Annotated in this window: 25 protein-coding genes and 1 pseudogene; 13 read left to right on the plus strand and 13 right to left on the minus strand. The window is 34.9% G+C overall.

Translation table 11 applies throughout. The features are described 5' to 3' along the window. Positions 1-2: 2 nt before the first annotated feature. The gene (locus tag LS64_RS04615; RefSeq protein ID WP_034571214.1) at positions 3-728 is read right to left on the minus strand and encodes a hypothetical protein; all 726 of its coding nucleotides are present in this window, start codon (positions 726-728) and stop codon (positions 3-5) included. Positions 729-789: 61 nt separating this feature from the next. On the opposite strand from LS64_RS04615, the gene LS64_RS04620 reads away from it, so the two are divergent. Both LS64_RS04620 and pbpC read left to right on the plus strand, forming a co-directional pair. After that, complete coding sequence (locus LS64_RS04620; RefSeq protein ID WP_034571217.1) at positions 790-1,134, plus strand: hypothetical protein; 345 nt, start codon at positions 790-792, stop codon at positions 1,132-1,134. Positions 1,135-1,159: 25 nt separating this feature from the next. Then, positions 1,160-3,892, plus strand: a complete 2,733-nt coding sequence (pbpC, locus tag LS64_RS12370; RefSeq protein WP_052062424.1) for a penicillin-binding protein 1C — start codon at positions 1,160-1,162, stop codon at positions 3,890-3,892. Between the two features lie 16 nt (positions 3,893-3,908). Here the strand turns inward: pbpC and LS64_RS04630 are convergent, their stop codons facing one another. Further along, entirely contained in the window at positions 3,909-5,498 is a 1,590-nt protein-coding gene (locus LS64_RS04630; protein WP_052062425.1) for an amidohydrolase family protein, read from the minus strand. Positions 5,499-5,640: 142 nt separating this feature from the next. Continuing rightward, positions 5,641-5,844 carry an exodeoxyribonuclease VII small subunit gene (gene xseB / locus LS64_RS04635; RefSeq protein ID WP_237416276.1) on the minus strand — a complete coding sequence of 68 codons (204 nt, stop codon included), beginning with the start codon at positions 5,842-5,844 and terminating at the stop codon, positions 5,641-5,643. Between the two features lie 97 nt (positions 5,845-5,941). Here xseB and rpmE point away from each other — a divergent pair, with 97 nt between their 5' ends. Further along, entirely contained in the window at positions 5,942-6,142 is a 201-nt protein-coding gene (gene rpmE / locus LS64_RS04640; protein ID WP_034571220.1) for a 50S ribosomal protein L31, read from the plus strand. 18 nt (positions 6,143-6,160) lie between these two features. On the opposite strand, the gene LS64_RS04645 is transcribed toward rpmE, so the two are convergent. The 3 genes from LS64_RS04645 to LS64_RS04655 all read right to left on the minus strand — a co-directional run bounded on the left by LS64_RS04645 (position 6,161) and on the right by LS64_RS04655 (position 10,554). Continuing rightward, positions 6,161-6,943: a hypothetical protein gene (locus LS64_RS04645; protein WP_034571223.1), complete on the minus strand. Its 783-nt coding sequence runs from the start codon at positions 6,941-6,943 to the stop codon at positions 6,161-6,163. Positions 6,944-6,985: 42 nt separating this feature from the next. Continuing rightward, on the minus strand, positions 6,986-9,760 hold the full coding sequence (alaS, locus tag LS64_RS04650) for an alanine--tRNA ligase (RefSeq protein ID WP_034571226.1): 2,775 nt from the start codon (positions 9,758-9,760) through the stop codon (positions 6,986-6,988). A gap of 104 nt (positions 9,761-9,864) precedes the next feature. Further along, positions 9,865-10,554, minus strand: a complete 690-nt coding sequence (locus LS64_RS04655) for a hypothetical protein (protein WP_064773705.1) — start codon at positions 10,552-10,554, stop codon at positions 9,865-9,867. Between the two features lie 158 nt (positions 10,555-10,712). Between LS64_RS04655 and LS64_RS04660 the strand changes: the two genes are divergently transcribed. From LS64_RS04660 to LS64_RS04670, 3 genes are all read left to right on the plus strand, one after another. Further along, positions 10,713-11,165, plus strand: a complete 453-nt coding sequence (locus LS64_RS04660) for a hypothetical protein (RefSeq protein ID WP_052062426.1) — start codon at positions 10,713-10,715, stop codon at positions 11,163-11,165. Then, complete coding sequence (locus tag LS64_RS04665; RefSeq protein ID WP_052062427.1) at positions 11,126-11,401, plus strand: hypothetical protein; 276 nt, start codon at positions 11,126-11,128, stop codon at positions 11,399-11,401. The genes LS64_RS04660 and LS64_RS04665 overlap by 40 nt, the downstream gene beginning before the upstream one ends. A 109-nt stretch (positions 11,402-11,510) precedes the next feature. Continuing rightward, positions 11,511-12,338, plus strand: a complete 828-nt coding sequence (locus LS64_RS04670; protein ID WP_052062428.1) for an energy transducer TonB — start codon at positions 11,511-11,513, stop codon at positions 12,336-12,338. Positions 12,339-12,352: 14 nt separating this feature from the next. On the opposite strand, the gene LS64_RS04675 is transcribed toward LS64_RS04670, so the two are convergent. From LS64_RS04675 to LS64_RS12380, 5 genes are all read right to left on the minus strand, one after another. Next, the gene (locus tag LS64_RS04675) at positions 12,353-14,134 is read right to left on the minus strand and encodes a DUF6056 family protein (RefSeq protein ID WP_034571229.1); all 1,782 of its coding nucleotides are present in this window, start codon (positions 14,132-14,134) and stop codon (positions 12,353-12,355) included. Positions 14,135-14,198: 64 nt separating this feature from the next. Then, entirely contained in the window at positions 14,199-16,028 is a 1,830-nt protein-coding gene (locus tag LS64_RS04680) for a DUF2972 domain-containing protein (protein ID WP_034571233.1), read from the minus strand. 13 nt (positions 16,029-16,041) lie between these two features. After that, positions 16,042-16,179 (minus strand): hypothetical protein, encoded by a 138-nt coding sequence (locus LS64_RS12375; protein WP_160662268.1) that lies wholly within the window; start codon positions 16,177-16,179, stop codon positions 16,042-16,044. A gap of 85 nt (positions 16,180-16,264) precedes the next feature. Further along, the gene (locus tag LS64_RS04685; protein WP_160659371.1) at positions 16,265-16,744 is read right to left on the minus strand and encodes an outer membrane beta-barrel protein; all 480 of its coding nucleotides are present in this window, start codon (positions 16,742-16,744) and stop codon (positions 16,265-16,267) included. 51 nt (positions 16,745-16,795) lie between these two features. Beyond that, entirely contained in the window at positions 16,796-16,936 is a 141-nt protein-coding gene (locus tag LS64_RS12380) for a hypothetical protein (RefSeq protein WP_160659370.1), read from the minus strand. Positions 16,937-17,137: 201 nt separating this feature from the next. Here LS64_RS12380 and aroC point away from each other — a divergent pair, with 201 nt between their 5' ends. The 6 genes and pseudogenes from aroC (at position 17,138) to LS64_RS04715 (ending at position 24,022) form a co-directional block, all read left to right on the plus strand. Continuing rightward, a complete protein-coding gene (aroC, locus tag LS64_RS04690) occupies positions 17,138-18,268 on the plus strand; it encodes a chorismate synthase (protein WP_034572848.1) in 1,131 nt (376 codons plus the stop codon). A 99-nt stretch (positions 18,269-18,367) separates the two neighbouring features. Then, complete coding sequence (gene sucD, locus LS64_RS04695; RefSeq protein ID WP_034572851.1) at positions 18,368-19,243, plus strand: succinate--CoA ligase subunit alpha; 876 nt, start codon at positions 18,368-18,370, stop codon at positions 19,241-19,243. 96 nt (positions 19,244-19,339) lie between these two features. Further along, on the plus strand, positions 19,340-20,446 hold the full coding sequence (gene bioB, locus LS64_RS04700; protein ID WP_034572854.1) for a biotin synthase BioB: 1,107 nt from the start codon (positions 19,340-19,342) through the stop codon (positions 20,444-20,446). A gap of 190 nt (positions 20,447-20,636) precedes the next feature. Further along, entirely contained in the window at positions 20,637-21,068 is a 432-nt protein-coding gene (locus LS64_RS04705) for a GtrA family protein (protein ID WP_081948476.1), read from the plus strand. Further along, positions 21,065-23,566, plus strand: a pseudogene (locus tag LS64_RS04710) (type I restriction-modification system subunit M); the annotation flags it as partial. The gene LS64_RS04705 and the pseudogene LS64_RS04710, both read left to right, overlap by 4 nt. 168 nt (positions 23,567-23,734) lie before the next feature. Continuing rightward, the gene (locus tag LS64_RS04715; protein ID WP_034572218.1) at positions 23,735-24,022 is read left to right on the plus strand and encodes a GIY-YIG nuclease family protein; all 288 of its coding nucleotides are present in this window, start codon (positions 23,735-23,737) and stop codon (positions 24,020-24,022) included. Positions 24,023-24,031: 9 nt separating this feature from the next. On the opposite strand, the gene LS64_RS04720 is transcribed toward LS64_RS04715, so the two are convergent. Next, a complete protein-coding gene (locus LS64_RS04720; protein WP_138127245.1) occupies positions 24,032-24,211 on the minus strand; it encodes a hypothetical protein in 180 nt (59 codons plus the stop codon). A gap of 155 nt (positions 24,212-24,366) precedes the next feature. Between LS64_RS04720 and LS64_RS04725 the strand changes: the two genes are divergently transcribed. After that, a complete protein-coding gene (locus tag LS64_RS04725; protein ID WP_034572220.1) occupies positions 24,367-25,767 on the plus strand; it encodes a restriction endonuclease subunit S in 1,401 nt (466 codons plus the stop codon). 16 nt (positions 25,768-25,783) lie between these two features. Here LS64_RS04725 and LS64_RS04730 read toward each other — a convergent pair whose 3' ends face one another. Then, positions 25,784-26,305 (minus strand): sugar O-acetyltransferase, encoded by a 522-nt coding sequence (locus LS64_RS04730; protein WP_052062772.1) that lies wholly within the window; start codon positions 26,303-26,305, stop codon positions 25,784-25,786. Between the last annotated feature and the right edge of the window lie 50 nt (positions 26,306-26,355).

Below are 26,355 nucleotides of genomic sequence, written 5' to 3' on the forward strand. Positions count from 1 at the left end.
GACTATCCTATTCTATCCTCTAACTCGCGTAGCATGCCACGCAGTTGCTTTGAGATAGATTCTGTGTAGTCTTGCTTAGATTCTATGCAGTCCATCATACCGATAATGCCACCATAAGCCAAGTATAGATTTTCAAACAAAATGCGCTCTTTTGTATCAAATGTGTTAAAGTCGCTTTTACGCGCAATTAGCGTCTCAAAACTATCACAATAACGAGAAATAAACTCATACAAACTATCCAAATCTCGCTTAAAAATCGCATTTGCCTTTTCAATATCATTCACATTAAAATGCAGCCGTTTTAGATAGCTCACATTGTAGCTATAAGGGAAATTCTGCACATCGCTAAGGGCAGAAAATAGACGTTTAAAAGTCTTAATATACTCGATATAATCAGCATTTTTACTATTAGATTCACTAGATTGAGCATTATCTTTAGAATTTAGCGCGTTTAAAATCTCATCAAAAATGCCCTTTTTACCAAAAATCTCGCCTTCAAAAGTATTAAACTTAGAATCTTTTTGCCCCTTAAAATCTTTAAAATCATTAAAAAAGTCTTTTTCAAAACCCTTAAAAATATCGCTACTGCCGCTTTTTACATCCTTTGCGACCTTGCTTGCTAAATCTTTTACGCCGTTTTCACCGCCATCTTTATATGCTTTATAGACCTTGCGAAGTGTGTATAACGCGGCTATGCCTAAGCCAAATTTTACTAAACCTTTTAACATACATTCTCCTTAAAGTTTTGTTAGAATCAAAAATTAGATTCTATAATATAAAGGATAAATTATGTTAAAGATGCTTAGATTTTTTGTGATTTTTTTGCTTAGCGGCGTTGTTTTGGCTGGCGAGTTAAAGCCATATAATGATGTCAATGAAGTCCTAAAAGATTTGAAAAAAAGTCTAAATCTAGCTAGTAAAATCGCTACGATTGATAAGAAAAATAGCACACGTTACGAGCTTTTGGGTAAGGCTGTGACCCTGCAAGGGATAATGTGTCGCAGGAGTGAAATATCGCAATTTGTAATCGTGCAAAAAGCCTTTGAAATCCTGCGTCACAATCACGGTGAGATAAATAGCGATTACATCGTTTTCACAGAAAACTGCCGAAATATGTTTGGGTTGTATGAGTAATACGAAATGTTACTAAATAAACATTATGAATCTTAAACAAAACGTTTTTAGAATCTTTATCCTTGCGGGTTTTGCGTTAATTATTTATTGTGCGTATTTGTTTTTTAGCTTTCATCCGCGTGATTTTAGCCAAAATGTGAGCCAAGATTCTAACTACTACGACCCCTTTGCTAGTCGCTATAGTAAGAGCGTTGTGGATAGGAATGGTGCGCTTTTGAGCGTATTTTTAAATGACAAGGAGCAGTGGCATTTAAACGACACTGAGCAGATTCCAAATAAGCTAAAAATCGCGGTGATTACTTTTGAGGACAAGCATTTTTATAGCCATTTTGGCATTGATTTTTTTGCCATTTTTCGCACTATCCGCGATAATTTTTCACGCAGCAAACGCGCTGGAGCTAGCACTTTATCAATGCAGGTTGTAAAACTTCTGCTAGAAAATCCTCGCACTTATGCTAATAAATTTAAGGAGAGCATTTATGCGCTGCGACTTGAGAGTCTTTATCATAAAGATTCAATATTGCAAATGTATCTTAATAACGCTCCTTATGGTGGGAATATCGTGGGCTTCAAAAGTGCGTCACTGCTTTACTTTCAAAAGCTTCCAAAAGATTTAACATGGGCTGAGAGCTGCCTTTTGGCAGTGCTACCAAATGCGCCAGGTCTTATTAATCTAAAGAAAAATCAAAATTTGCTAGAAAAAAAAAGAAATGCCCTGTTACAAAGGCTTTATGAGCTAAATCATATAGATTCTACAATCCTTAATATTAGCTTAAAAGAGCCGATTCCAGATTCTATAATCTATCATAAAAATATCGCCCCGCACCTTAGTTTGCGTCTTATAAATGAAGATAAAAAAAATAAAATCACGCTAAAAGCGAGTGTTGATAAGGCTATCCAAAAGCGATTAGAATATAGGGCAAAAGAATATGCGATGGATTTGCAGCGGCAGGATATTTTGAATCTCTCCGCGCTCCTTTTAGATTCTAAAAATGGCGAAGTGATTGCGTATCTTGGGTCGCAGGATTTCCTTGATATTGAGAATTTTGGGCAAATTGATGGTGTGCGCTCCTTTCGTAGTCCGGGCTCTCTTTTGAAGCCGCTTTTGTATGCGTTAAGTATCGATGATGGGCTGATTTCACCGCAAAGTATGCTTGTTGATGTGCCACTTTTTTTCGCAAATTTTAATCCGCAAAATGCGTCACATTCTTATTTTGGTTTGGTTAGTGCGAAAGATTCGCTAATTAAGTCGCTAAATGTGCCATTTGTGAATCTCTTGCAAGAGTATGGAGCGGCAAAGTTTTTTTTTAATTTAAAGGAAATCGTGGGTTTTAAGGATAATGACCCACATATTTATGGCTTGTCTTTGATACTTGGGACAAAGGAAATGAGTGTGGAAAATATCGCAAAAATCTATTTGATGTTGGCGAATTTTGGGGAGATAAAAAAAATTTGTTATGCCCTGCCGTGTGGGGATTTTGCTGGTTTAGATTCTATAGAAATTATGGAATCTAAGTTGCAAGATTCTAAAGTAGATTCTATAGAATCTAAAAATGCAAATTTAACTCGTCATGTTGAGCGGAGCGAAACATCTAATAAGGATAATATAGAATCTAAGTTGCAAGATTCTAAAGTAGTTTCTATTGAATCTAACTCGCAAAATTTTATAGAATCTAACCTATCGCCCACCCACCACCCTATTAAAAAAACAGATTCTATAGAATCTAATTTGCAAGATTCTAAAGTAGATGTTTCGCATTCGCTCAACATGACAAATAATCAAGATTCTATAGAATCTAAAAATATAGAATCTAGTTCGCAAGATTCTAACCTATCGCCCACCCATTACCCTACCAAAAAAATAGATTCTATGGAATCTAACCGCCATCCTACCAACAAAACAAAAAAGATTCTAAGTGCTGGAGCTAGTTTTCTCACTTTGGAATCTTTAAAAGAATTAAAACGCGAAGGAATTGAGAATCTCCACAAAGACAAAAAAATAATCGCTTGGAAAAGCGGCACAAGCTATGGTCGCAAAGATGCGTGGGCAGCGGGGGTTACGCCACTTTACACGCTAATAGTGTGGGCTGGGAATTTCACCGGCAAAGGCAACAGCGACTTGCTAGGGGCAAATACCGCCGGGAGCTTACTTTTCGCCCTTTTAGGCGAGCTAGATTCTATTGATTTGGACTTTAAAAACCCGGGCGATTTAAAAGAAGTAAAAATTGATACATTCAGCGGATATGCGATAGATGCGGACTTAAGCGAGTATGACATCCCTAGCAGTGTTACTTTTTTACCCATAGAATCTAAGCCCTTAAAGCCCTCGCCTTTCCTTAAAAAAGTGTGGCTAGATTCTAAAGGAAAGCAAATAGATTCTAATAATCCAAACTTTATAAACGCCCAACCTAGCGTAAAATACGAGCTTCCGCTATCAGTGCTAAATTATTACAAGTTGCAAAATGTCAATATTTATTCACATATTAAAGATTCTCAAAATGACAGAGTTTTGAAAATCATTTATCCCACAAATGACTTAAAAATCATTCAAGCAAATGATTTAAATAAAGAGCAGAATGTGATAGCAAGAATTGCGAATCTTAAAAGGCAGAAAGTTTTTTGGTATCTTGATGGCGAATTTTTAGGCGAAAATATTCTAGATTCTAGAACATTAAATCTTGGCTTAGGTTCGCACACATTAATAATAATAGGCGAAGATGGCAGTAAAGATTCCATAACTTTTTATGTGGAAAAGTGAAAATCTTTATAGAATCTCAACTATTTTTCACATCACAAATATGTCCATTTATCACCACGCTATGCAAGATTCCATACACTTCCATATTGTGATATGGGCTAAGTGGGTTATTTATCACATATTTAGAATCTAAATCAATTATCATAAAATCAGCGTCACGATTAGCTTCCAAGCGTCCCTTATTTAGCCCCATTAAATCGCTCGCATTGCCGCTTACAAGCTCCAGCAAATGCGAAAGCGTGATAAGCCCAGAGCGGACAAGATGCGTGTATGCAATGCTAAAAAAGCCCTCCAAGCCCTCCACGCTAAAGGGCGCAAACTCAAAAACCTGCTCCTTAAACTGCTTTGAGACCGCATTTTGCATACTTGAAAGCAAACTAATCTTGCCCTCAACTAGCTTTTTTAATAGCTTTTCTTTCTTGCTTCGCGTTAGCAAAGGCGGCATAATCTTGTAGCGCGTGTCATAGTTTTTGATGTCGCGTTCGCTAAAAATAAGGTGCGGCAGCCCAACTTGTGTAAAAATGTTACGCTCATGGCAGACCATATCAAAGCAATACGCGATATTTAGGCTCATTAAAATGACTTTTAAGTCCAAAAATTTCGCCATTTCCTTGATTTTTGCAACCTCTTTTATCTGTCCTATCGGCGTAATCATAGGTAGCCCAAGACCGCGCGCAAAGGCACTTTCATAAGCTACGCCCTGCTCGATATTAAAGTCAAATGGGAACGCACAAAGCGGGACATTTAGCATTTTGGCGTATTGCATGGCTTGATATAGCAGGTTTGAGCCGATGTAAGAATTGCAAAAAATCGCACTTGAAATGTTATTAAAATCCTTATTTAAAGCGTATAAAGTATCAATATTGCTAAGTTTATCGCTACTATTAATCGTATTTTTTATCGCTTCATTTTCGGGTGCAATCGTGCTAGGAATAAGGCTAAAAATATTGACTAGCTCGCTATTATTTATGCTTTGCAAAAGGGCAATCATTGCTTCATTATTTATCGCAGGGGTGGTGTATGGATTAAGGAAAAGTGTGGAAACACCGCCATTTAGAGCTTTTTGACTTAGTGTATGAATAGTTTTGGCATTCATTTTTTTATCAAGGGGGAAAATATTTATATCAATGCAGCTTGGAATTATGCAAAGATTTTCACAATTTATTTCAAATATTGTAGGTTTAGATTCTATAAAGTTATGATTTTTGGAGTCTTTAGAATCTGCAAAAGTTTTGGCGTCATTGCGAGATTTGGCAAATTTATTTGGCAAATCGTGGCAATCTATATTTGTATTTTTAGAATCTTTAGATTCTATATTTTCTAACTTTTTAGAATCTAAATTATGATTTTTGTAATGTTTAGATTCTATATTTTTAGAATCTTTTTTACTAGATTCTATAAATTCGCTATTATTATATTTAGAATTTTTAGAATCTAAAATACTAGATTCTATAATATTATAAGAATCTTGCTTAGTCAATTTCGCCTTAAACTCATCATAATCATTTTGCGAAAAAATATGCGAAATCTTAGAATCTTCCACACAAATAATCTTTTTCCTAAACTCATTCTCACAAAACACATTCGCATTTTTAAAAACTAGCATTTTTTAACCTTTTTGCTAAATTATAGAATCTAAAATATTTATAATTTTTAGTATATAGATAAAATAAGAAATAATCTAAATTTGTAAAGTCTTAATATACTTTAAGATGTTTTTGTTTATTAAAGTGATACTTAAAAAATGTTTAGTTTTGATTGATTAATTCTTTCAGTTCAAACTCTGCTGATTCTAACATACTATTTGCAATAGATAAATGATTTTGTGCTTCCTTGTATAGTTTCAAACCATCCTTTAGGTTTATATTCTCCTTATTTAACGCATCCACAATTTGTTTTACTTTTTCTAAATGTGCTTCAAAATCCATATTTTGCATATCTTTATTTTCCATAATTATCCTTTTTTATAAAATAATACTGATATTATAACTATATTAACTAAATATAGATATAATGTTTGATTTTATTTGATAATTTTAAGGAGCTAAAATGAAAAAGGGAATACATCCACAATATATTCCATGTAAGGTAAAATGCGTTACAAGTGGGAAAGAGATAGAGGTACTAAGCACAAAGCCTGATTTACGAATAGATATTTCTAGTTTTTGCCATCCATTTTATACAGGTAGTGATAAGATTGCTGATACTACGGGACGCGTGGAAAGATTCAAAAAGAAATATGCTAAATAATTTACATGAATGTGTAAGTTAAAATCTATACAAATAATACACATTTAAACCAAAAGTGTTATATAAAAAATTATTATATTTGTGTGTGATAGCTATAAATGCAGCATTTGTAGCTTGTGAAGATTCTAATAGTTGTAATTTTTCATTTAAAAGTGGGTAATAGGTAAAAATAATTCCTAGTGAATGTTTATTGAGACTAGCTTGAATGCTGGAGTTATCTATTTTTTTATTATATTCTATACTATCAAATCCTAACTCAACGCCCATTTTTAAGCTTAAACCATTATACATTGCATAACCTATATCGCTTGTATATCCTGCACTATCAAGACGAGTGCGACTAGCATAAATGTAGCTAAAATAATATCCTATTCCTGCTTTTAGCAAGATTCTAAGTTTAGCAAACTGCATTATATAGCCACCAAGTGCTGATATATCAATGTCGCCGCCATCACCAATGTTATTAAAATAAGCCTTAAAATAAGAATTATTAGGTACAAGATATGATAAAATAACAGGATTCTCTATTATAAAATTATTGGGAAAAATAAAATTATTTGAGAAAATAATACCGTATTTGTGATTTATCCCTTTTATCACGTTAGAATTTATAGAATCCATTCCATAACTAGCTCCAAAACCAAATCTATATTGCATATTAGAATATGGCTCATATTGACCCAAGATTCTAGAATCATTAGCCAAACTTTTAGAATCTACTAAATCTACTTTATCGATACTACCAATATTTTGTGCTAATAGCATGTTTAACATAAATAATATGCAAACGAAAATTTTCATGTTCCTCCTTTAATTTGTTTTAAAATTTATATGTTTTTATCGTTACAATGAAATAATAATTTTATTTGCATACTCTTTTGCGGTGTTTATGGCGTTTGGGATTTTGCTAGAATCTTTTCCGCCAGCGGTGGCAAAGTCATCTCTTCCGCCGCCATTTCCACCAAGAATACTCGCTACTTCTTTTACCCACGCTCCAGCTTTAAGCCCTGAAATGCCCTTAACTCCAGCGGTAATTGCGATTTTTTCACCACTTAAAGTGATTATCAAAATGGCGACTTTTTCATTCTCATTTTTGGCTTTATCCACTAAATCTTTTGCTTCATTTGCGTTTATAGAATCTAAAAAGCTAACGATTAATTTCGCATTGCCTATCATTTCAAAATCTAGCTTTTTAACGCTTACTCCCCCTTGCACTCCGCGATTTTTTAGCTCTTTTAGCTCGGTTTTTAAACGCGTGATTCCTTGCAATACATCTTGAGCTTTTAGCATTTCTTTTGCTTCTTTTATAGAATCTAGCGCGACTTTGCCATGCAAATATGCCGCATGTCCGCACACCGCTTCGATTCGCCGCACGCCGCTACTTACGCCGCTTTCTTTGATAATGTAAAAACTACCGATTTCAGCGGTATTTGCAACATGGATTCCACCGCATAACTCTATAGAATCTCCAAAGGTTATAACGCGAACTTCATTGCCATATTTCTCGCCAAAAAGTGCCATTGCGCCCTTATTTTTGGCTTTTTCAATATCCATAATTTCGCAAATTTGGACGCTAGATTCCATAATTTTTTCATTGACTAAGTCTTGGATTTTTTCTAGCTCCTCGCTACTTACAGGCTTTGTGTGGGAGAAGTCAAAACGCAAACGATTTGCTTCTACAAGGCTGCCTGCTTGGGCGATGTGAGTGCCTAAAATCTCGCGTAATGCGTAGTGTAAAAGGTGCGTGGCGGAGTGGTGTTTTGCGATTTCGTAACGCTCTGTTGAGACTTTTGCGATGACTTTCTCGCCGATTTTCAAAGGCTTTAGGGCTTTGATTTTAGACAAATTTAGTCCAAAATATTTTTTGGTGTCGATTACGTTGGCTATTTTAGAATCTTTAGATTCTATACTTCCTTTATCTCCCACAGGTCCGCCAGATTCAGGATAAAACGGCGTTTCGTTAAGCAAAATATAGCCTTCTTCGCCACTTTTCAAATCCAAAACTCGCTTAAAATTAGAATCTAACATCGCCAAAATCACGCTACTAGATTCCATACTTTCATATCCTACAAATTTATTCTCGCCAAATTCAGTTATTAGCTCCTTAAAATCGCCATCTTTAGCCGCATCGCCGCTGCCTTTCCAACTTGCCTTAGAACGATTTTTCTGCTCTTGCATACAAGATTCAAACGCCGCTAAATCCACATTCAAATTATGCTCGCGCAACATATCTTGCGTTAAATCTAATGGGAATCCAAAAGTATCGTAAAGCTTAAACGCCGTCTCGCCACTAAATACCGACTTAGCCGCACTTTTCATAGAATCTAGCTCCTTGCTAAAAAGCTCCATTCCAGATTCTATCGTCTCAAAAAATCGCTCCTCTTCAGCCTTACACTGCTTTTGTATAGAATCTTTTTTCTCAATCAAATATGTGTAATGTTGTCCCATAGAATCACACACTGCGCCGACTACTTCGTAAAGAAAGGCTTTGCGTAAGCCCAAAAGATAGCCATGACGAACTGCGCGCCGCAAGATTCTACGCAAGACATAGCCGCGCCCTTCTTTGTCGAAATTTACGCCTTGAGCGAGTAAAAAAGCCACGCTACGAGAATGGTCGGCTATAACCCTGAATGACGCTTGAATTGTCTTGATTTCTTTTATAGATTCTATGGAATCTTTATTCGTGGGATTGGCAATTCTAGTATCGTGCGCAAGATTTGCGGGTTGCGTAGATTCGAGCAAGGAGATAGAACTTAAACGTTCATCGACACAGCGAGAATCAAGCTCCCGCAAAGATTGCGTGCGAGACGAATTGCCCATATTGTAAATCTCATCATCATGGTAATATTTTTCCCCCGTCAAACGCTCAATCACGCTCATCAAAGGCGCAAAAAGCGATGTATCAAAATTATTAATTTTCCCTTCTTTCAAAGCAATCACACGCTCTAAGCCCATGCCTGTATCAATGCTAGGCTTTGGCAAGGGCTTCCGCACACCATCACGTTGCTCATATTGCATAAAAACAAGATTCCATATTTCTAAGAATCTATCGCCATCACCGCCAAAATAATCTTCACTCGTATTAAAATATTTATCGCCCTGGTCTACATAAATCTCACTACAAGGACCACACGGACCTGTATCGCCCATCTGCCAAAAGTTATCTTTATCGCCCATTCGTTTGATTCTATCAGGCGAAATGTGTTCGCACCAAAGATTAAACGCCTCATCATCACTCTCATGCACGGTCACATACAAGTCATTTTTGTCAAACTTTAGAATCTGCGTCACAAATTCCCACGCGAACGCAATCGCCTCTTTTTTAAAATAATCACCAAAACTAAAATTACCCAGCATCTCAAAAAGCGTGTGATGACGCGCGGTGTAGCCGACATTTTCTAAATCATTGTGCTTACCCCCAGCCCGAATGCAAAGCTGCGAACTAGTCGCGCGTGGCGGCTTTGGAATGGGAATCTTGCCTGTAAAAATATCCTTAAACTGCACCATACCAGCATTTGTAAAAAGCAGGCTAGCATCATCAGGCACAAGCGGCATCGAGCTATACACCTTATGCCCTTTTTTTTCAAAATAATCCAAATACAAAGAGCGAATATCCATCATGTTCCTTTAAACCGGGTTTAGAATCTGAAATTATACAATAAAATTTGAAAGTAAAGTTATAAGGGCAATTATAAACATCAAACATAATTAAATATAAAAAATCATGGTTTTTTTGAAACTTTTGTTTTTGTAGGTTTTTTAGAATCTGTTTTAATCTTTTTAGATTCTGTAGTTTGTTTAACTTCCTTTTTTTCTTCATCTTTAAAAGGCGATTCACTTAGAATCTTATCGCCACGTTCATTATAAACTTTTCTCCATTGATTTTGGAAATCTAAATTTTCAACCTTAAAATAATCAATCCAAGAGTCTTCGCACACATTTTTACTTACAAAATTAATATTTGGTCTTGGCATACCTATTCCATTTTTCATATCACCTTTAATGCAGTAAATTTTACCTTTTTTTGGTGTAAAAATGATATAGCTCATAAATTCTGTTTTTGCAACTATAGCTACTTTATGTCCAGCATAAATATCTGCAAAAAATGTGCGTCCTGTGGCTAAATAACCTAAACTATCTACATAATCATCATAGTTTGGCTCACCTTTTGAATTTAGATTTGGTTCATAAATAATGCGAATAGTAAAGCCCAAATACGCACCAACCTTACTATTATCACGAAAGAAATAAATACGTGCCCTATCGTTTGGAGGGTCACTAAGAACAAAACTCCCATCACTAGTAAAACTTCGTAAATCACTTTGTGCATCATTTAAATTTTGACGATTAACCGCACATGCAACACACAAACTATAAACAAAAAGTAAAAAAAACACATTTAAGATTTTCATGTTAGATTCTATATTTTATTTGTTTTGTAATTTTAGCATAAAGTTTATAATTATAGAATCTAGTATATTTTATTATTTATTACTATTTTATGACATTAAATTTATTTCTAAGAATAATTACGTTATAATGACATATATCACTTTTTTGGAGGAGTATTATGAAATTTATAAAAATTCCCTTGTTATTAGCCGTTGTTATTTATCCTGTTTTTGCCGATGAAACTAATGGAGAAAAAAGCAAGGATAGTGCTAATAAAATTGTTATTGGTGTATATGGTGGTGCTTCTGTTTTAAAAATGTCTCAAGAATACGAGTATAGAACTGCTGCAAATAGCTTTTGGCAAGATGTCCCTGGGGAATATGACAAGATTCTAGGTGGATTTAGCTGGGGTGTTAAAATTGGCTATGATTTATATTTTTTGCCTCGTAATAGTATAAGACTTTATGCAGATTATATGAATACTTTGTTTAACTCAAATGATGGAACGCTTGGTAGAATGACAATGCATTCCATTGGACTTAATGCCGATTATAAATTTGATATTATGGTGGACTTGGCGTATTTGCTGGTGTGGGTGCGATTTATAACTTTACCACTACTCAATATTTAGGAAATGAAAATCATTTTGGAGGGAGCTTAAATGCCGGTTTAAGTTATCAAATATGGCTTTTTGAGATTGAATTTCGTGTGCGATACCTTATGTATCAAACACAAGAAAAACGCTCTACCTATATACCTGCTGATATTAGAGCATTAACAAATAACGCTACTGACGCAAACATTTGGCATAAAGTGGAATTTGAAACGCCATTTATGTTTCATTTGGGACTAAATGTGAAATTTTAATAAATTCTAGCTACAATGACACATCATAATACTATAGCACGTTAGTTAAACTATAGGTGCTACACCATATTCATAAAATAATTTTAAGATTCTAAATATAGGAAAACTTATGAATAACACAATAAATTTTATAAATAATTATAGAATCTGGATAATTAGTTTTATCCTTTCTTTTGGACTGCACTTGGCGTTAATCACTTTTATGCTTTATGAGGCAAAACACAAAGCAATGGAGGATAGCGGCTTGAGTGGTGAGATTAGCGACTCGTTTCAATCCATAATGATGATTAGCAATCTGCCAACTGAGGACTTTAAAGAAGTCGCCATCAATCAAAAAAAGGCAGTGGCAAATCCCGTGCAGCAGCAGGTTGAGACAAAGGAGCAAAAGCAGGAGGCGCAAAAAGATTCTAGCATTACGGATGCTTTGGATTCGAATGCGGAGCTTAAAAGCGCCAAAGAAATTAGCGAAAAGTTAGAATCTAAATCAAAAGCGGTGGAAATGAAAAGTGCGAGTGCGGATAAGAGCGCTGAGCTAGATTCTGAGGCAAAGGAGCAAAGTGCCAGCACACCGCGACAAGATGCCCAGCAGCAAGTCACCACAAAGGCAGTAGGCAGCAAAAGTAGCGATGTGGCGAACTATCAAAGTATCTTAGCCGCGCACCTCTCAAGATATAAAAAGTATCCAAATGACGCGCTTATTAGCGAGCAAGAGGGCGTGATTATCGTGCGTGTGAGTATGGATGAGCGTGGGAATGTGCTAAGTCGTGCTATCAAAAAGGGCTGCCCTTATGATGTGCTAAATGCCGAGACGTTGGCACTTTTTGAACGTGCTTCGCCCCTGCCAGCCCCGCCAGCTGATATGCTAAAAAATGGCAAGGTGACTTTGAGCCTACCTATCCGCTACAACTTGCAGGAATATTATGCAAACGTAAAATAAATTCTTTTTTAAATCTATTTAGAATCTTCACTCAAATTTTTAGCGACAAATGTATCCACGCCAAAGTATTTTGCGTAGTCTTGGTTGAACTCATCATTTGGATTGCTAGCTGGGTCCACCCAGTCGCCGTAACGCTTGTATAGTGGCGTTTTGTAATACTTAGAATCTATCACAATATCACGCTTACCCTGTGATTTTTGCAAAGCGATAGAATCTAGCATTTTATTCCACCTAAGCCTTGCATCCACGCACGCAACGCCCACATGCAAAATCTGCAAAATGCACAAAACTACAAAGATTTTTCGCAATGTTATAATGAATTTGAAGTCGTGCAAATACAACATTAGCGATAACATTAAAGCCATATTTATGAATGCCAAATGTAGTTTAGCTCGAGGGAAAATTGAGCCTAATTGTATTATAGAATCTAAATATAAACATAATAATATTAATAAAAAAGTGCTGATAATTATAAGTTTATAGAATCTAATATTATATTTTTTATAATAAAAAGCAAAAAAAAATAATGATAAGATTCCAAGATGTAAAAATATAAACCCAAGCTTAAAAACATAAAAAAGAACAGAAATTAGTGTAGCAACCAAGCTTAAAATAATCTTAGATTTTTGGCTAATATTTGCCTGAAATACGCAGATTAGCCACACAGCACAAATTGTAATAGTGCCAAAACCAGAGTTTGCACTATAAATTTTTAGCATACGTTTAACAAAATTGACAATTCCCAAGTTTGCAATATCACTTATACTAAGGGCTTGACCCATCTCTATCCAAAGTAGCATTCGCTTTGTGCTACCTGGGCTAACATAAAGCAAAATCCAGCCGCAAATAAAGCCTAAGATTCCAAGATAATACCACTTTGGCAGGGCGATTTTTTTAAAAAAGCAAAGTGCGGTGATTGCGAGCAATGTAATGATTAGCACAATGCTTAATTCCTGTGAAAAACCAGCCAAAAACGCAAGGATAAAAAACGCCAAAGTTTTCAAAACGCTATTGTCCATGCTTGCAATGGAGCGTATCACACTACTTGAAATAGGGTGGTGGGTGGGCGATAGGTTAGATTGTATAGAATCTTTAGAATCTAATTCCCCCTCCCTTGCGGAGGGGGTTAGGGGGTGGGTAACAGATTCTATAGAATCTTTAGAGTGAATAGCGTTAGCAGATTCTATAGAATCTTTAGAATCTAATTTCGAGTTAGTAGATTCCATAGAATCTATTTTCTTAGAATCTATGCAATCTTGCGACTTAGATTCCATATTATTATGAGAATCTAGCCCCACAAAACGCCCAAAATACCGCGCCAAAAACACACGATAAGGAATAAGAAACGCCAAAATGAGAAACCACGCCCACAAATGATTCATACTCCCAGCCTGCCAAAAAAAAACTGAGCCAAAGGAAATCGTAGCACTCATTAAAAAAAACAAAATAAAGCAAATAGTGCTAATATCTTCAAAATTATTTCGCGGAAATCGCTCATACATTATAAAAAAGAAAAAATAAATCACGCACGTGCCGACCCCAGCATTAAAAAATGGATAAAACCAAAAGGTTGATAAATAATCCCCAAAGCTAACGCGGATAAGCTCACCCAAACGCCCATTCCACTCCATATAAAATTTTTTCGCGTGGCTTATAGAATCTGCAAAACTTGTGAAAGTGGCGTATTTCACATCATCACTTTGCAGTGGAAAAATCGCATTTATAAATAATAAAAAAACAAAAACCACGCTCAAGACGAGAATATCATAACGCCTTATATAATTTATAGTTTGCATATTGTTAATCTTTTTTAAAATAAATGTAATTTTACATTTAAATTTTAAATTTTAGAATCTATTTTCACTTTTCACACATTTTTATAAATTCATTGTAGTATTTCCAAGATTTTACAATTTGTGGGTAGTTGTCAATAAAATATTTTAGCTCTACGTCCATTTTTTGCTTTATTTCATCGCACAAGAGCTTATTAGATTCTAAATATGCTAATATTTGTGGCTCTTTTATTAGATATTTTTGAATATCTTTGATTCTAGAATCTAGTGCGTTTATATATCCTTTTAGATAAATCTTAATAGATTCTAATAATTTTGGGTTATTTTTTAGCGTATTTATTTCAAATTTTGAAATATAGAATCTAATTTGAGTTTTATCTATTATAATTTTTTCGCTAAAAAGTTCGCTAGAAATTTCGATTAAATCTTTTGCATTTCTAAAATGGTCAAACATTCCTATGTGGATTTTTACACTAATATTTTCTTTAGAATATGACGTCATGTTGAGCGGCAGCGAAACATCTACATTTTTATTAGAATCTATAGAATCTATTTTATCTATTCCCGCCCTGCCACCCCTTAAGGAGTTAGATTCTATAGAATCTAATAACTTTTTATCACCAACACTAGCAAAAATATTAGGAATATCGCAACTTTTTGCTTCTAAAGTTACAGGTAGATTCGGCGATAAATCGCCATATCTTTTATCAGTATAGCAAGGCATCTCTTCTAATGGCGTAAAATTAAAATGTTTTCCCACTTTTTTCATCGTATTATACGCATTATGCGGCATAAGCTCATTAAAATCAATCACAAAAAGCTCACTAACTAGCCCTAAATCACGCAGTTTGTTAAACATCGTGGTAAATAAAATATACGCATTTATCACAAATTCCTTGCTTAAAGTCGCAATTTCAGGCTTTTTGACAATACCACTAAAGCCATAATATGCAAAATCCACAAAGAGATTCTTATAATCGCTAGTTAGAAAAAAGTGCGTGGATAAAGGGTTTTTCTTTTTATTTTCCATAATTTGCCCCCACTCCAAATGATTTACCCCAACTTTATAACGGCTAAAAGGGTCGCGCGCGATATATAGAATCTTGCTATTTTTGGCAAGTAAAAACGCGCCTTTTTGCGACAAAATAGGCGTAAAACTTAGGGCGATTTTGCGTTTTATCTCGCCATTTTTCTCCTTTAAAAGTAGCGTATAATCAAGCACATATTTTTCCTTCTCAAGCGTCCAAAAAACATTCACCGCAAAGCCAGCAAGCCGCAGCCAATACATACTCACATCGCTTGCACTGCCGCCATTTGTAAGCAAGACTAGCTCATAATTGCTAGGCAGCGGAATATTTAGTAGCCATGCAATTTGTGGTGGCAATCTATCATAATTTATTGAATCTGGCTTAATTAGCGGCGGATAAGGATGATTTTTATCAATAAAATCTGTCTTAAAATCACTTGAATTTAGAAAAGATTCTATATTTTTTGGATTTAGAATCTTAATTGTATAAATGATAGAATCTAGTATTTTAAATAGTTGTTTTTTATTTTTTGCTTTTTTAGATTCTGTATTTTTGGAATCTGTTGTGTTATTAGAATCTTTATAATCTTCCAAATTAGATTCTGTGTTTTTTTGTGAATCTTTAGAATCTTGCCCTTTAGATTCTAACTTTTCATTCAAGTTATTATAAATCTTAGAACTTTTAGAATCTAAATTTATAGAATCTTCAAAGTTAGCATTTTTAGAATTTTTCACACTAGAATCTTCCAAATTAGATTCTATAGAATCTTTAAAATCAAACTCTTTACTAAAAGCAAATTCCATTAAAGCATTTTTTATATTTTGATAATTTAAATCGCTAAATTTTTCTTTAATGTTGTGCGTTTTCAAAATCTTTTGTATTTTATAAATACGAAAGGCAATTACCCCCCCCCCCCGTTATCAATAATATTTGCAAACTTAACTTAGGTAGCGATATAAGTTGCCTTAAGATTCTAAAAGTCTCTCTTTTTAATTTAAAGGCTATAGATTTCTTTGCCATGTTTTACCTTATTAAACTAAAATAAAAGCTTAACATTCTAGCAAAAAAAATGATAATTCTATAAATTTTAATAAATTTATAGAATCTAAAAGTTATAACTATAACCTATGGTAGTCAGCAAATATCTATATGAATTTTGTCTGTTATTTGCATTATTGTTCGTAGTGATGGCTGCATTCATAGCAATAGTTGGTATGCGCACACCAAAATCAAGCCTATGATGTCCACTAGCAATGATACTTAAGCCAACATTAACAGGCAAAATAAATCCATCGGCTAATTTAGTAGTGGTGCTTGTATTGACATTCGCTGTAGTATTGCTAGCATGCCCATATCCAAGACCAATTCCAACAAATCCACCTAAACTAAAACTATCTGTATTTAAGAAATTAGCCAATAAATCAACATTAAAAGTTATGTGATGCAAAGAAAATTTACTACCTGTGGTTGTAGTTTGATTTTGCTCTGTTTCAGTTTGACTACTAACGCTAAAGCCATATTGATAATCAAGATACCCACGCACTCCAAGAAAACTAAAGAAATAAAAATTGTACCCAGCTTTCAAACCAAAATTTATACTATTAGGGGCAATAGTGGTGGTGGCAGAGTTAGTCTGCTACCCTTGCGTTTGTGTGGTTTTGACAAAACTAACCCCATATCCTGTATCAAACCCTAAAAATATACCACTACCAATCTCATCATCCGCAAAGCAAATTGCACTACAAGCAATAACACTGCATACCAAAAATTTTTTCATTTTAAACTCCTAAAAAATATTTTTGCGTAATCGCAAACTTTTCATTATAGCCAAAATAAAAACTTTTTTACCATTTTTGTCGTATTACAAGTTGCTTTGTTCTTGGATGGTTACTTTATTGCATAATATTGTAAAACTACATCTTGTTTTATATATTTAATGTTAGAATCTATCTTTAGAATCTAAGTTAAAGGCACGGACATGCAAAGTGGAATCTTATTTCAATTCATATCATTTGGGGAAAGTCACGGGCAAGGAATCGGCGGCGTGGTAAGTGGAATGCCAGCTGGCGTAAAAATTGACACCGAGTTTTTGCAAGGCGAAGTAGCAAGGCGGCAAGGCGGCGGGAAATTTGCCACACCACGCAAAGAAGATGACGCAGTGGAGATTCTAAGCGGCGTTTTTGATGGGCTTAGTAGTGGCACTCCTATCGGCTTTTTCGTGCGAAATATGAATGTTAAATCAAAGGATTATAGTGCGATAAAAGATGTGTTTCGCCCTAGCCACGCGGATTTTACCTACCATCACAAGTATGGCGTGCGCGATTATCGTGGCGGTGGGCGTAGTAGTGCGCGTGAGAGCGTGGCGCGTGTGTTTGCTGGGGGGCTGGCGAAGTTGCTTTTGCGTGAGTTTGGCATTGCTATTTTTAGTGGGATAAATGGCGTAGGTAGCGTGGTTTCGCCTTTAAATGAGTTTAGTTTTAGCGATTTTTTAAGGGCGCGTGAGAGTGAGATTTTTGCACTTGATTCTAACTTAGAATCTAGTATGAAAGAGCAGATTCTAAATGCTAAAAAGAGCGGTGATAGCGTGGGTGCGAGTGCGTTTTTATGTGTGAAAAATGCTCCTTTAGGGCTTGGTGAGCCGCTAAATTACAAGCTAGATTCTATATTAGCGCGTGATTTGATGGGCTTAAATGCGGTAAAAGCGGTAGAAATCGGCGATGGGATAGAATCTGCAAGACGCAGGGGAAGCGAAAATAATGATTTTATGCGAAGCTTTACGGATTCTAAAAAGGCTAATTTTAATGATAAAAAGTTAGGAAAAGGCGAGTTTCTAAGCAATCATAGCGGCGGCATTTTAGGCGGCATAAGCAATGGCAATGATATTATTATAAAGGTGCATTTTAAGCCCACGCCAAGCATATTTCAAGCCCAAGATACAATCGATATTCACGGCAATAATGTGCGTGTGAAACTGCAAGGGCGACACGACCCCTGCGTAGGCGTGCGTGGGAGCGTGGTGTGTGAGAGCATCGTAGCAATGGTTTTGGCTGATATGCTTTTGCTTAATGCAACTAGCAAACTTGATAGTTTGAAAAAAATATATAAATAAATTATAGTTACACATTTTAGTCATACAATTTCATGTATTTTCGCGTTTTTTCAAACTATTTTGCTAATCTTTTAAAAAGCAGATTCTAAAAGGACACACATGAGCATTCTAGTCAATAAAGACACAAAAGTCATCGTGCAGGGCTTCACAGGCAAAGAGGCGACATTCCACAGCGAGCAGTGCTTGGCTTACGGCACGCAAATCGTAGGCGGCGTCACGCCAAATAAGGGCGGACAAACGCACCTAAATAAGCCCGTGTTTAATACGCTCAAAGAAGCCGTGAGTGCGACTGGCGCTGAGGTTAGCATGATTTTGGTGCCGCCTGCGTTTGTGGGCGATGCGATAAAGGAGGCTGCTAACTCTGGCATTCGCTTGGCGGTGGTGATTACGGAAGGCACGCCCACGCGCGATGTGATGGTCGCCAAAATGTTCGCCACAAAGCACAAAATGGACATTATCGGTCCAAATTGTCCGGGCATTATCACGAGTGGCGAGTGCAAAATCGGCATTATGCCGGGCTTCGTGTTTAAAAAGGGCGCGAAAAATATCGGGCTTATTTCAAAGAGTGGGACACTAACTTACGAGGCGGCAAATCAGCTAGTAGGGCAAGGCTATGGCATTTCTACGGCGGTAGGTATCGGCGGCGACCCGATTATTGGGCTAAGCTACAAGCAGTTGTTGCCGATGTTTGAGGCAGATTCTGAAACAGAGGCGATTGTTATGGTAGGCGAAATCGGTGGTAGCCTTGAAATCGAAGCTGCACAACTGATAAAAGAAAAAATAAAAAAGCCCGTAGTAGCCTTTATCGCGGGGGCTACCGCACCAAAGGGCAAAAGGATGGGACATGCTGGAGCAATCGTTAGTGGTGGCAAAGGCACGGCAAAAGAAAAGCAAGACGCCTTGCGAAATGCCGGTGTAGCCGTGGCTTTAAGCCCTGCAGATATAGGAATCACAATGAAAAACCTTTTGGGGTAGAACTTTTATAATTTAGTAGATTCTATAAAATAAAATATACAAATATAGAATCTAAGATTCTATTTTCGATAGCATTTTAAAATTTTAGGAGATTTGATGACTTTTGAAAAAGCAAATGAGATTTTTAATTTGCCTTTTATGGAGCTTTTGTATCGCGCTCATGGTGTGCATCGAGAAAATTTTGATGAAAATATGCTGCAAACTAGCACACTTTTGAGTGTGAAAACGGGTGCGTGTAGCGAGAATTGTGCCTATTGTGCGCAATCTAGCCACTATGATACCGGCGTAAAAAAGGAGAGTATGCTTGATAGAGAGCAGATTCTAGAGTATGCAAAAATCGCGCAAAGCAAGGGTAGCACGCGTTTTTGCATGGGTGCATCAGGGCGAAGTCCTAGCCAAAAAGAGCTTGAAAATATCTGTGAGATTGTCAAAGAAGTAAAAAAGCTAGGGCTTGAAACCTGCGTTACGTTGGGACTTTTGGATACCAAACAAGCAAAGGCGTTGAAAGAAAGCGGACTAGATTTTTACAATCACAACATTGATACTTCGCGGGAATTTTACTCGCAAGTGATAACCACTCGCACTTTTGAAGATAGACTAGATACGATAAAAGCGGTGCGTGATGCGGGGCTCAAAATCTGTGTGGGCGGCATTTTGGGGCTAGGAGAAAGCAATAAAGATAGGATAAATATGCTTGTGCTTTTGGCAAATTTGCCTACGCCGCCTGAATCTATTCCTATAAATCAATTAGTGAAAATCCCGGGCACGCCTTTGGGAATGTCAAATAATTCTAAAAATGCTAATTTTATAGAATCTAAATTGCAAGATTCTAAAGAATTTATAGAATCTAAACGCCAAGATTCTATAATAAAAAGTTCTAAAAATTATAACTTTATGGAATCTAAAAATGCCTTACAAGATTCCAAAATAGATTCTAAAAACTCGCAGGATTTAGACAAATTTGACTTTATTAGGATTATCGCCCTAGCTAGAATCTTAATGCCAAAAAGCTACATTCGATTATCCGCTGGACGCTCAAATATGAGCGAAGAAATGCAAGCCCTCTGCTTTTTTGCGGGGGCAAATTCAGTCTTTTATGGCGATAGATTATTAACGACAAGCAACGCCGCGCCAAGCAAGGATGACGCGTTATTTGCAAGGCTTAATTTAAGAAAAGAGAGCTTTTTAGAAATGAAAGCGTGAAAGATTTAAAACATAGAATCTAAGGGCAAAACACATAAAAAAGCCAAAAGATTCTAAAAAACTCTAAAATATAGAATCTAAAAAATGCGTAGAATCTAAAAATCATAAAAAAGATTCTATAGAATCTACGCAAAAGATTCTAAAAGATTATGAACTTATAGAATCTAAAAGTTCTAAAATGGATAATAAAATGATTAAAAAACTTCTAAATAACACAGCTATAAAATATGCCTTAGTTGGCGTGGTAAATACTTGCGTTGGATTTGGTATTACGATTTTGCTAACTTTTTTGGGAATTATACCTGAGATTGCTAATGTGATAGGAAACGCAGTTGGCATTTTAAATTCTTATATTTTAAATAAAAAATTCACTTTCAAGTCGCAAAACACGCATAAACGCGACTTTACTCGATTTATCATCGCGATGGGCATTTCGTATCTTGCAAACCTTGCAGCACTTTCGCTTTGCTATAGAATCTTGCATATTGACAAATACATTTCGCTTGTTATCGCAGCTGTCATTTACACGATTACAGGCTATCTAATTAGCAAACTCTGGGCTTTTAAGCAAAAAGATTCTATAGAATCTAGCCCAAAAATAAACACAAAGGAGCAACAATGATTTTGCAAGAAATACTAAAAGATAGCCATTATAAGCTTGATTTATTTGATGAAGATTCTATAAATAATTTAGAATCTAGAATCTTTATAAAAGAAACTAAGCATACAAACGGGGGGGGGGGGGTAAAGCCCTTAAAATCACAAGCAACTTTAGAATCTACAACATCCTTAGAATCTAAAACGCCAGAATCTAAAATAACTTTAGAATCTAAAACAACAGAATCTAATAAAAAGATTGCATACTTTACAACCTGCCTTGTGCGACAAAAAGAAGTAAAACTTAGCCCTGAAGAAATCGTGCGACAATTATATTTGGATAAATTAATTAATGAGTATAAATATCCAAAAGATAGAATAAAGTTAGAATATCCTATAAGCTTTGGTCGCGATACTAAAAGAGCGGACATTGTGATATTTAATAAAGATGATAAAGATTCCATTTATATCGTAGTGGAATTAAAAAAGCCAAACGCAAAAGATGGCCTAGAGCAGTTAAAAAGCTACGCACACGCTACAGGTGCGCCCTTAGCAGTGTGGAGTAATGGACAAACTTGCTTAATTTATCATAGAAAAAATCCAAATACTTTTATAAATATGAATCATTTACCACGTAACAATCAAAGTATAAAAGAAGTATTAAATGAAAGTTTTAAATATATTGATTTATTGCAAGTGGATACATTAAGCAAGGGGAATAAAGACTATGATTTAAAAAGCAGAATCTTAAGGATAGAGGATGATGTTTTAGCTGGGGCTGGCGTAGATGCTTTTGAGGAAGTTTTTAAACTGATTTTTATAAAGTTGTATGATGAATTAAATACATATAGAAAAGATGAAAGATTAATAGAAAAATATGAAACTATAAAAAAATATAATGATAAAAATGAACTAGAAAAGCTATATAAACAAATGCACAATTTAGAATTTAGAAATTATGAGGGCACAGGTGACAAGACTTTTAAAGACAGAATTGAAAATCTTTTTAGCGAGGCTAAGAATAAATGGAAAGGGATTTTTGAGAGTGATTCTACTATAAGTCTTACTCCATCGCATTTAGAAGTGTGCGTGAGTGAATTGCAAGAATGCAAATTTTTTAATTCAAACTTAGATATTATCGATGATGCCTTTGAATATCTAATGAAAAAAGAAAGTAAAGGAGAAAAAGGGCAGTATTTTACCCCACGTTATGTGATAGATATGTGTGTAAAAATGCTAAATCCAAAAGATAGCGAAACTATGATAGATACAGCAAGTGGGAGTTGTGGCTTTCCTATTCATACTTGCTTTTATGTGTGGAAAAATATTTATAAACAAAAGGGTTTAAAAGCTAGTCATTTATTTACCGCTGAAAAAAAGATTAGTGAGTGTGAAGATTATGTTAGAAATAATGTTTTTGCCATTGATTTTGATAAAAAAGTCGTGCGTATAGCAAGGACTCTAAATATCATAGCAGGAGATGGGCATACTAATGTTTTTAGACTAAATTCACTAAATTTTCCTAAATGGGATAGTGAAAAAGATATTGATAAAGAAACAAAAATTTTTAATAAAAATATAGATGACTTAATTGATAAAAGCCTTGAAACAAACGATTATTCACATTTTAATTTTGATATTTTAATGGCAAATCCACCCTTTGCAGGAAATATAAAAGAGCATTCTATCCTTAAACATTATGACTTAAGAAATACTATAAATTTTGAAAAGATTAAGGCAAATGAAATAGAAAAGTATAAAACAATTTTAGAAAATCCAACCTTTGATGATTGTTTAAATAATCCACAAGCACTAGTAAGAACAAATGAAGGTTATAAAAAAATAAAGATTAAAGAACAGCCTGTTGTCACAAGAGATGTGCTTTTTATCGAGCGAAATTTAAATATGTTGCGTCCTGGTGGGCGAATGGCTATTGTTTTACCACAAGGCAGATTCAATAACTCAAGTGATAAATATATAAGAGAATTTATAGCAAAAAGAGCTAGAATCTTAGCAGTAGTAGGACTTCATCAAAATGTCTTTAAGCCTCACACAGGCACAAAAACAAGTGTGTTGTTTTTACAAAAATGGGATGATAATCTTTGCCCTTTTAAAGAAAATTACAATATCTTTTTTGCTACGATGAATGAACCTAGCAAGGATAACTCAGGGGATAAAATCTATGTGAAAGAAAAAGTAGCGCTACTAAGACAAACTATAAATAATAAAAGTAATGAGCAAACTTTAAGCCTAAAAGAATTTAACGAAAAATATGAAAGTGTGGAAAAAGCAAGTTTTTTACAATATGAAGATTCTATCATTTCTTTAGAATCTTATAAGAAATTAGATTCTAAAGAAAAGCAAAAAGTGCTAAAACAAGAAGCTTTTATCATAGAGCAACCATTGCGTGATACTCACGGACATTTAATTGTCAAACACGATTTATTTAACCACGATGGCTTAACGCAAGATGGTATCGCCGAAGCCTTTATAGACTTTGCAAAAATGGAAAATTTAAGCTTTTGGAGAGAATAGATTTATAGAATCTAAATTAAGAATTTAAAATGATTATTTTTAAAAAGAACCCAAAGTAGCCTTCTCATTTAAGAGTTGCCCGCACCGCTGGCAGGCTAGCCCTTTGGATTAAAAGAATTATAGTATAATTTTTCTTAATGTTTAATAAGGATAAATATGAAAAAAGCCTATATTTATATCATTACAAATAAGAAAAATGGCACACTTTACACAGGCGTTACAAGTGATTTAATAAAAAGAATTTATGAACATAAAAATAAAATAGTTAAAGGCTTTTCAAGTAAATATGATTTAAAAAATCTAGTGTATTATGAAATGTTTGAAAATATAGAATCTGCGATTATAAGAGAAAAGCAAATAAAAGCTGGGAGTAGAAAGAAAAAGCTAGAGTTGATTAATAATTTTAATCCAACTTGGAAAGATTTATATGAAGATTTATTGTAAATTAATTCGCTATTGTTTGCGATGACACTTTGGATTGCCACGAAGTCGCGCTGACTTCTCGCAATGACGCAAAAAGTCGTCATTGCGAGCGCAGCGTTGCAATCCACACAAACGAAAGCCAAAACGCAACAAATGGATTGCTTCGCCTTTCGCTTCGCAAAAGTCTCGCAATGACGTATAGATTGCCACGCCAAGCCTTGTAGCTTATCTCGCAATAACACAACACACCGCTTTATCATAAGACGACTATCCTACGTCATTGTGAGCGTAGCGTTGCAATCTATAAAATCTTAAAAAAATATAAAAATATTCTATAATTTCACTATGAAAATTAAGGAGAAAAAATGAGTGATTTAAATCAAAGATTACAAAGCAAATATCCACATTTAGAAATTAGCGTTTTGTCTTTAGATTCTGTAAAAAAGGATAATGAGAGTTTTAGAATTGATAGTGAGCCATTTAAAAAATCTAATCTTATTTATGGTGATAACTTCGAATACTTACCATTAAATAAAATAGCAATTATAAATCCATCAAAAACAGAAATTTCAAATTTAAATAAAAATTTAGAAATAACATTTTTATCAATGCAAAATTTAGGAAGCGGAGTGATAAACGAACAAGAAACGGGAACAATAAAAGAATATTTATCTGGTTATACTTATTTTAGAGAAAATGATATTTTGATAGCAAAAATTACGCCTTGTATGGAACATGGAAAATGTGCCGTAGCTTATGATTTAAAAAACAAAATAGGCTTTGGTAGCACAGAATTTAATGTATTTCGTGTAGTAGATTCTAGATTTACAACAGAATTTATTTTTTGCTTTTTAAATCGAGAATCTATAAGAAAAATTGCAGTAGATAATATGGTCGGCACAAGTGGCAGACAAAGAGTGCCTACTGCATTTTATGAGAAACTAAAAATCCCCATTTTTTCTAAAGAATTTCAGTTGGAAATAGAAAAACTTGTAAAAGATTCACACAAAGCTTTAGAATCTAGCAAAGCCCTTTATAAAGAAGCAGAAGAGATTCTATATAATGAATTAAATTTAGATTCTGTATCTTTAGAATCTAATTCTTTAAACATCACTATAAAAACCCTAAAAGAGAGCTTTCTAAAAACAAGTAGGCTAGATAGCGAATACTACCAAAGCAAGTATGAAAATATAGAATCTAAAATTAAAAATTACCCCAAAGGATATGTCAAATTAGAAATAAACGAAATAAAAGATTCTAATTTCACACCAAAAAAAGAGCAAAAATACCGCTATATAGAACTAGCAAATATTAGTAGTAACGGCGTGATTAACGAGCCTTTAGAAGAGCTAGGCAAAGATTTACCCACAAGGGCAAGAAGGCTAGTAAAAGAGGGCGATTTGATAGTTTCTAGCATAGAGGGGAGCTTGTCAAGCTGTGCTTTAATCACAAAAGAATACGATAATTGTATTGTCTCAACAGGCTTTTATGTTCTAAAGACAAAAGAAATAAATAGCGAAACTTTGCTAGTGCTTTTTAAATCGCAGTTTTTTCAAAATTATTTAAAGAAATTCCCAAGCGGCACTATACTAACGGCTATATCAAAAGATGAATTACAAAACATCCTAATCCCAAAAATAGATTCTAAGATTCAAGCAAATATAGAATCTAAAATCAAAGAAAGCTTTAAACTACGCACTAAAAGCAAAGAATTGCTAAATCTTGCAAAGCAAAAGGTAGAATCTGCCTTGCAAACTAAAAACTAAGATTCTATAGAATCTTTTAAGAATCTTTTATCCTTTTTAGAATCCGCGCTGGGTTGCCGCCGACTATTACATTTGTAGGGACATCTTTTGTCACCACAGCCCCTGCGGCGATTATCGCGTTATCACCGATATTTACGCCCGGGCAAATCGTGGCATTCATCCCTATCCACACGCGATTGCCGATATTTATGGGCTTGCAAAATGTGGCTTTGCGGCGGCGCGGATGAAAGTCGTGATTAATAGTCGTAAGGCACACACGCGGCGCGATAAACACATCATCGCCGATATTTATGCCGCCCCTGTCCATAAAAGTGCAGCCTTGATTCATAAAAAAGTTGCGTCCTACGCGGATATTTCGCCCGTAATCGACATAAAAAGGCGGAATTATCCACGCAGATTCATCAAGCGGGACGCCGATAATTTCGCTAAAAATCTCTCGCACCTTTTGCGGCGTGTGCCACTTTTCATTCAATTTAAAAGTTAGGCTCATTGTGTGATTTATCACATTGATAATTTTGTCGCATTCTTTATCATTCATATCGACTAGCTCGCCTTCAATATCTCGTGTGAAAACATCTCTATTTGTCG

This window comes from Helicobacter saguini (assembly GCF_000762875.2).
In the GTDB taxonomy this organism is placed as follows: Bacteria; Campylobacterota; Campylobacteria; order Campylobacterales; family Helicobacteraceae; genus Helicobacter_A; species Helicobacter_A saguini.

What these genes read in the sequence shown, in the direction of transcription:
- aroC (WP_034572848.1), top strand. Translation starts at nt 17,138, where the DNA reads ATGCAAAGTGGAATCTTATTTCAATTCATATCATTTGGGGAAAGTCAC.
- LS64_RS04660 (WP_052062426.1), top strand. Translation starts at nt 10,713, where the DNA reads ATGAAATTTATAAAAATTCCCTTGTTATTAGCCGTTGTTATTTATCCT.
- bioB (WP_034572854.1), top strand. Translation starts at nt 19,340, where the DNA reads ATGACTTTTGAAAAAGCAAATGAGATTTTTAATTTGCCTTTTATGGAG.
- LS64_RS04645 (WP_034571223.1), bottom strand. Translation starts at nt 6,943, where the DNA reads ATGAAAATTTTCGTTTGCATATTATTTATGTTAAACATGCTATTAGCA.
- LS64_RS04655 (WP_064773705.1), bottom strand. Translation starts at nt 10,554, where the DNA reads ATGAAAATCTTAAATGTGTTTTTTTTACTTTTTGTTTATAGTTTGTGT.
- LS64_RS04705 (WP_081948476.1), top strand. Translation starts at nt 20,637, where the DNA reads ATGATTAAAAAACTTCTAAATAACACAGCTATAAAATATGCCTTAGTT.
- pbpC (WP_052062424.1), top strand. Translation starts at nt 1,160, where the DNA reads ATGAATCTTAAACAAAACGTTTTTAGAATCTTTATCCTTGCGGGTTTT.
- LS64_RS04725 (WP_034572220.1), top strand. Translation starts at nt 24,367, where the DNA reads ATGAGTGATTTAAATCAAAGATTACAAAGCAAATATCCACATTTAGAA.
- LS64_RS12375 (WP_160662268.1), bottom strand. Translation starts at nt 16,179, where the DNA reads ATGGCAAAGAAATCTATAGCCTTTAAATTAAAAAGAGAGACTTTTAGA.
- LS64_RS04715 (WP_034572218.1), top strand. Translation starts at nt 23,735, where the DNA reads ATGAAAAAAGCCTATATTTATATCATTACAAATAAGAAAAATGGCACA.
- sucD (WP_034572851.1), top strand. Translation starts at nt 18,368, where the DNA reads ATGAGCATTCTAGTCAATAAAGACACAAAAGTCATCGTGCAGGGCTTC.
- rpmE (WP_034571220.1), top strand. Translation starts at nt 5,942, where the DNA reads ATGAAAAAGGGAATACATCCACAATATATTCCATGTAAGGTAAAATGC.
- LS64_RS12380 (WP_160659370.1), bottom strand. Translation starts at nt 16,936, where the DNA reads ATGAAAAAATTTTTGGTATGCAGTGTTATTGCTTGTAGTGCAATTTGC.
- LS64_RS04730 (WP_052062772.1), bottom strand. Translation starts at nt 26,305, where the DNA reads ATGAATGATAAAGAATGCGACAAAATTATCAATGTGATAAATCACACA.
- LS64_RS04630 (WP_052062425.1), bottom strand. Translation starts at nt 5,498, where the DNA reads ATGCTAGTTTTTAAAAATGCGAATGTGTTTTGTGAGAATGAGTTTAGG.
- xseB (WP_237416276.1), bottom strand. Translation starts at nt 5,844, where the DNA reads ATGGAAAATAAAGATATGCAAAATATGGATTTTGAAGCACATTTAGAA.
- LS64_RS04620 (WP_034571217.1), top strand. Translation starts at nt 790, where the DNA reads ATGTTAAAGATGCTTAGATTTTTTGTGATTTTTTTGCTTAGCGGCGTT.
- LS64_RS04675 (WP_034571229.1), bottom strand. Translation starts at nt 14,134, where the DNA reads ATGCAAACTATAAATTATATAAGGCGTTATGATATTCTCGTCTTGAGC.
- alaS (WP_034571226.1), bottom strand. Translation starts at nt 9,760, where the DNA reads ATGGATATTCGCTCTTTGTATTTGGATTATTTTGAAAAAAAAGGGCAT.
- LS64_RS04615 (WP_034571214.1), bottom strand. Translation starts at nt 728, where the DNA reads ATGTTAAAAGGTTTAGTAAAATTTGGCTTAGGCATAGCCGCGTTATAC.
- LS64_RS04670 (WP_052062428.1), top strand. Translation starts at nt 11,511, where the DNA reads ATGAATAACACAATAAATTTTATAAATAATTATAGAATCTGGATAATT.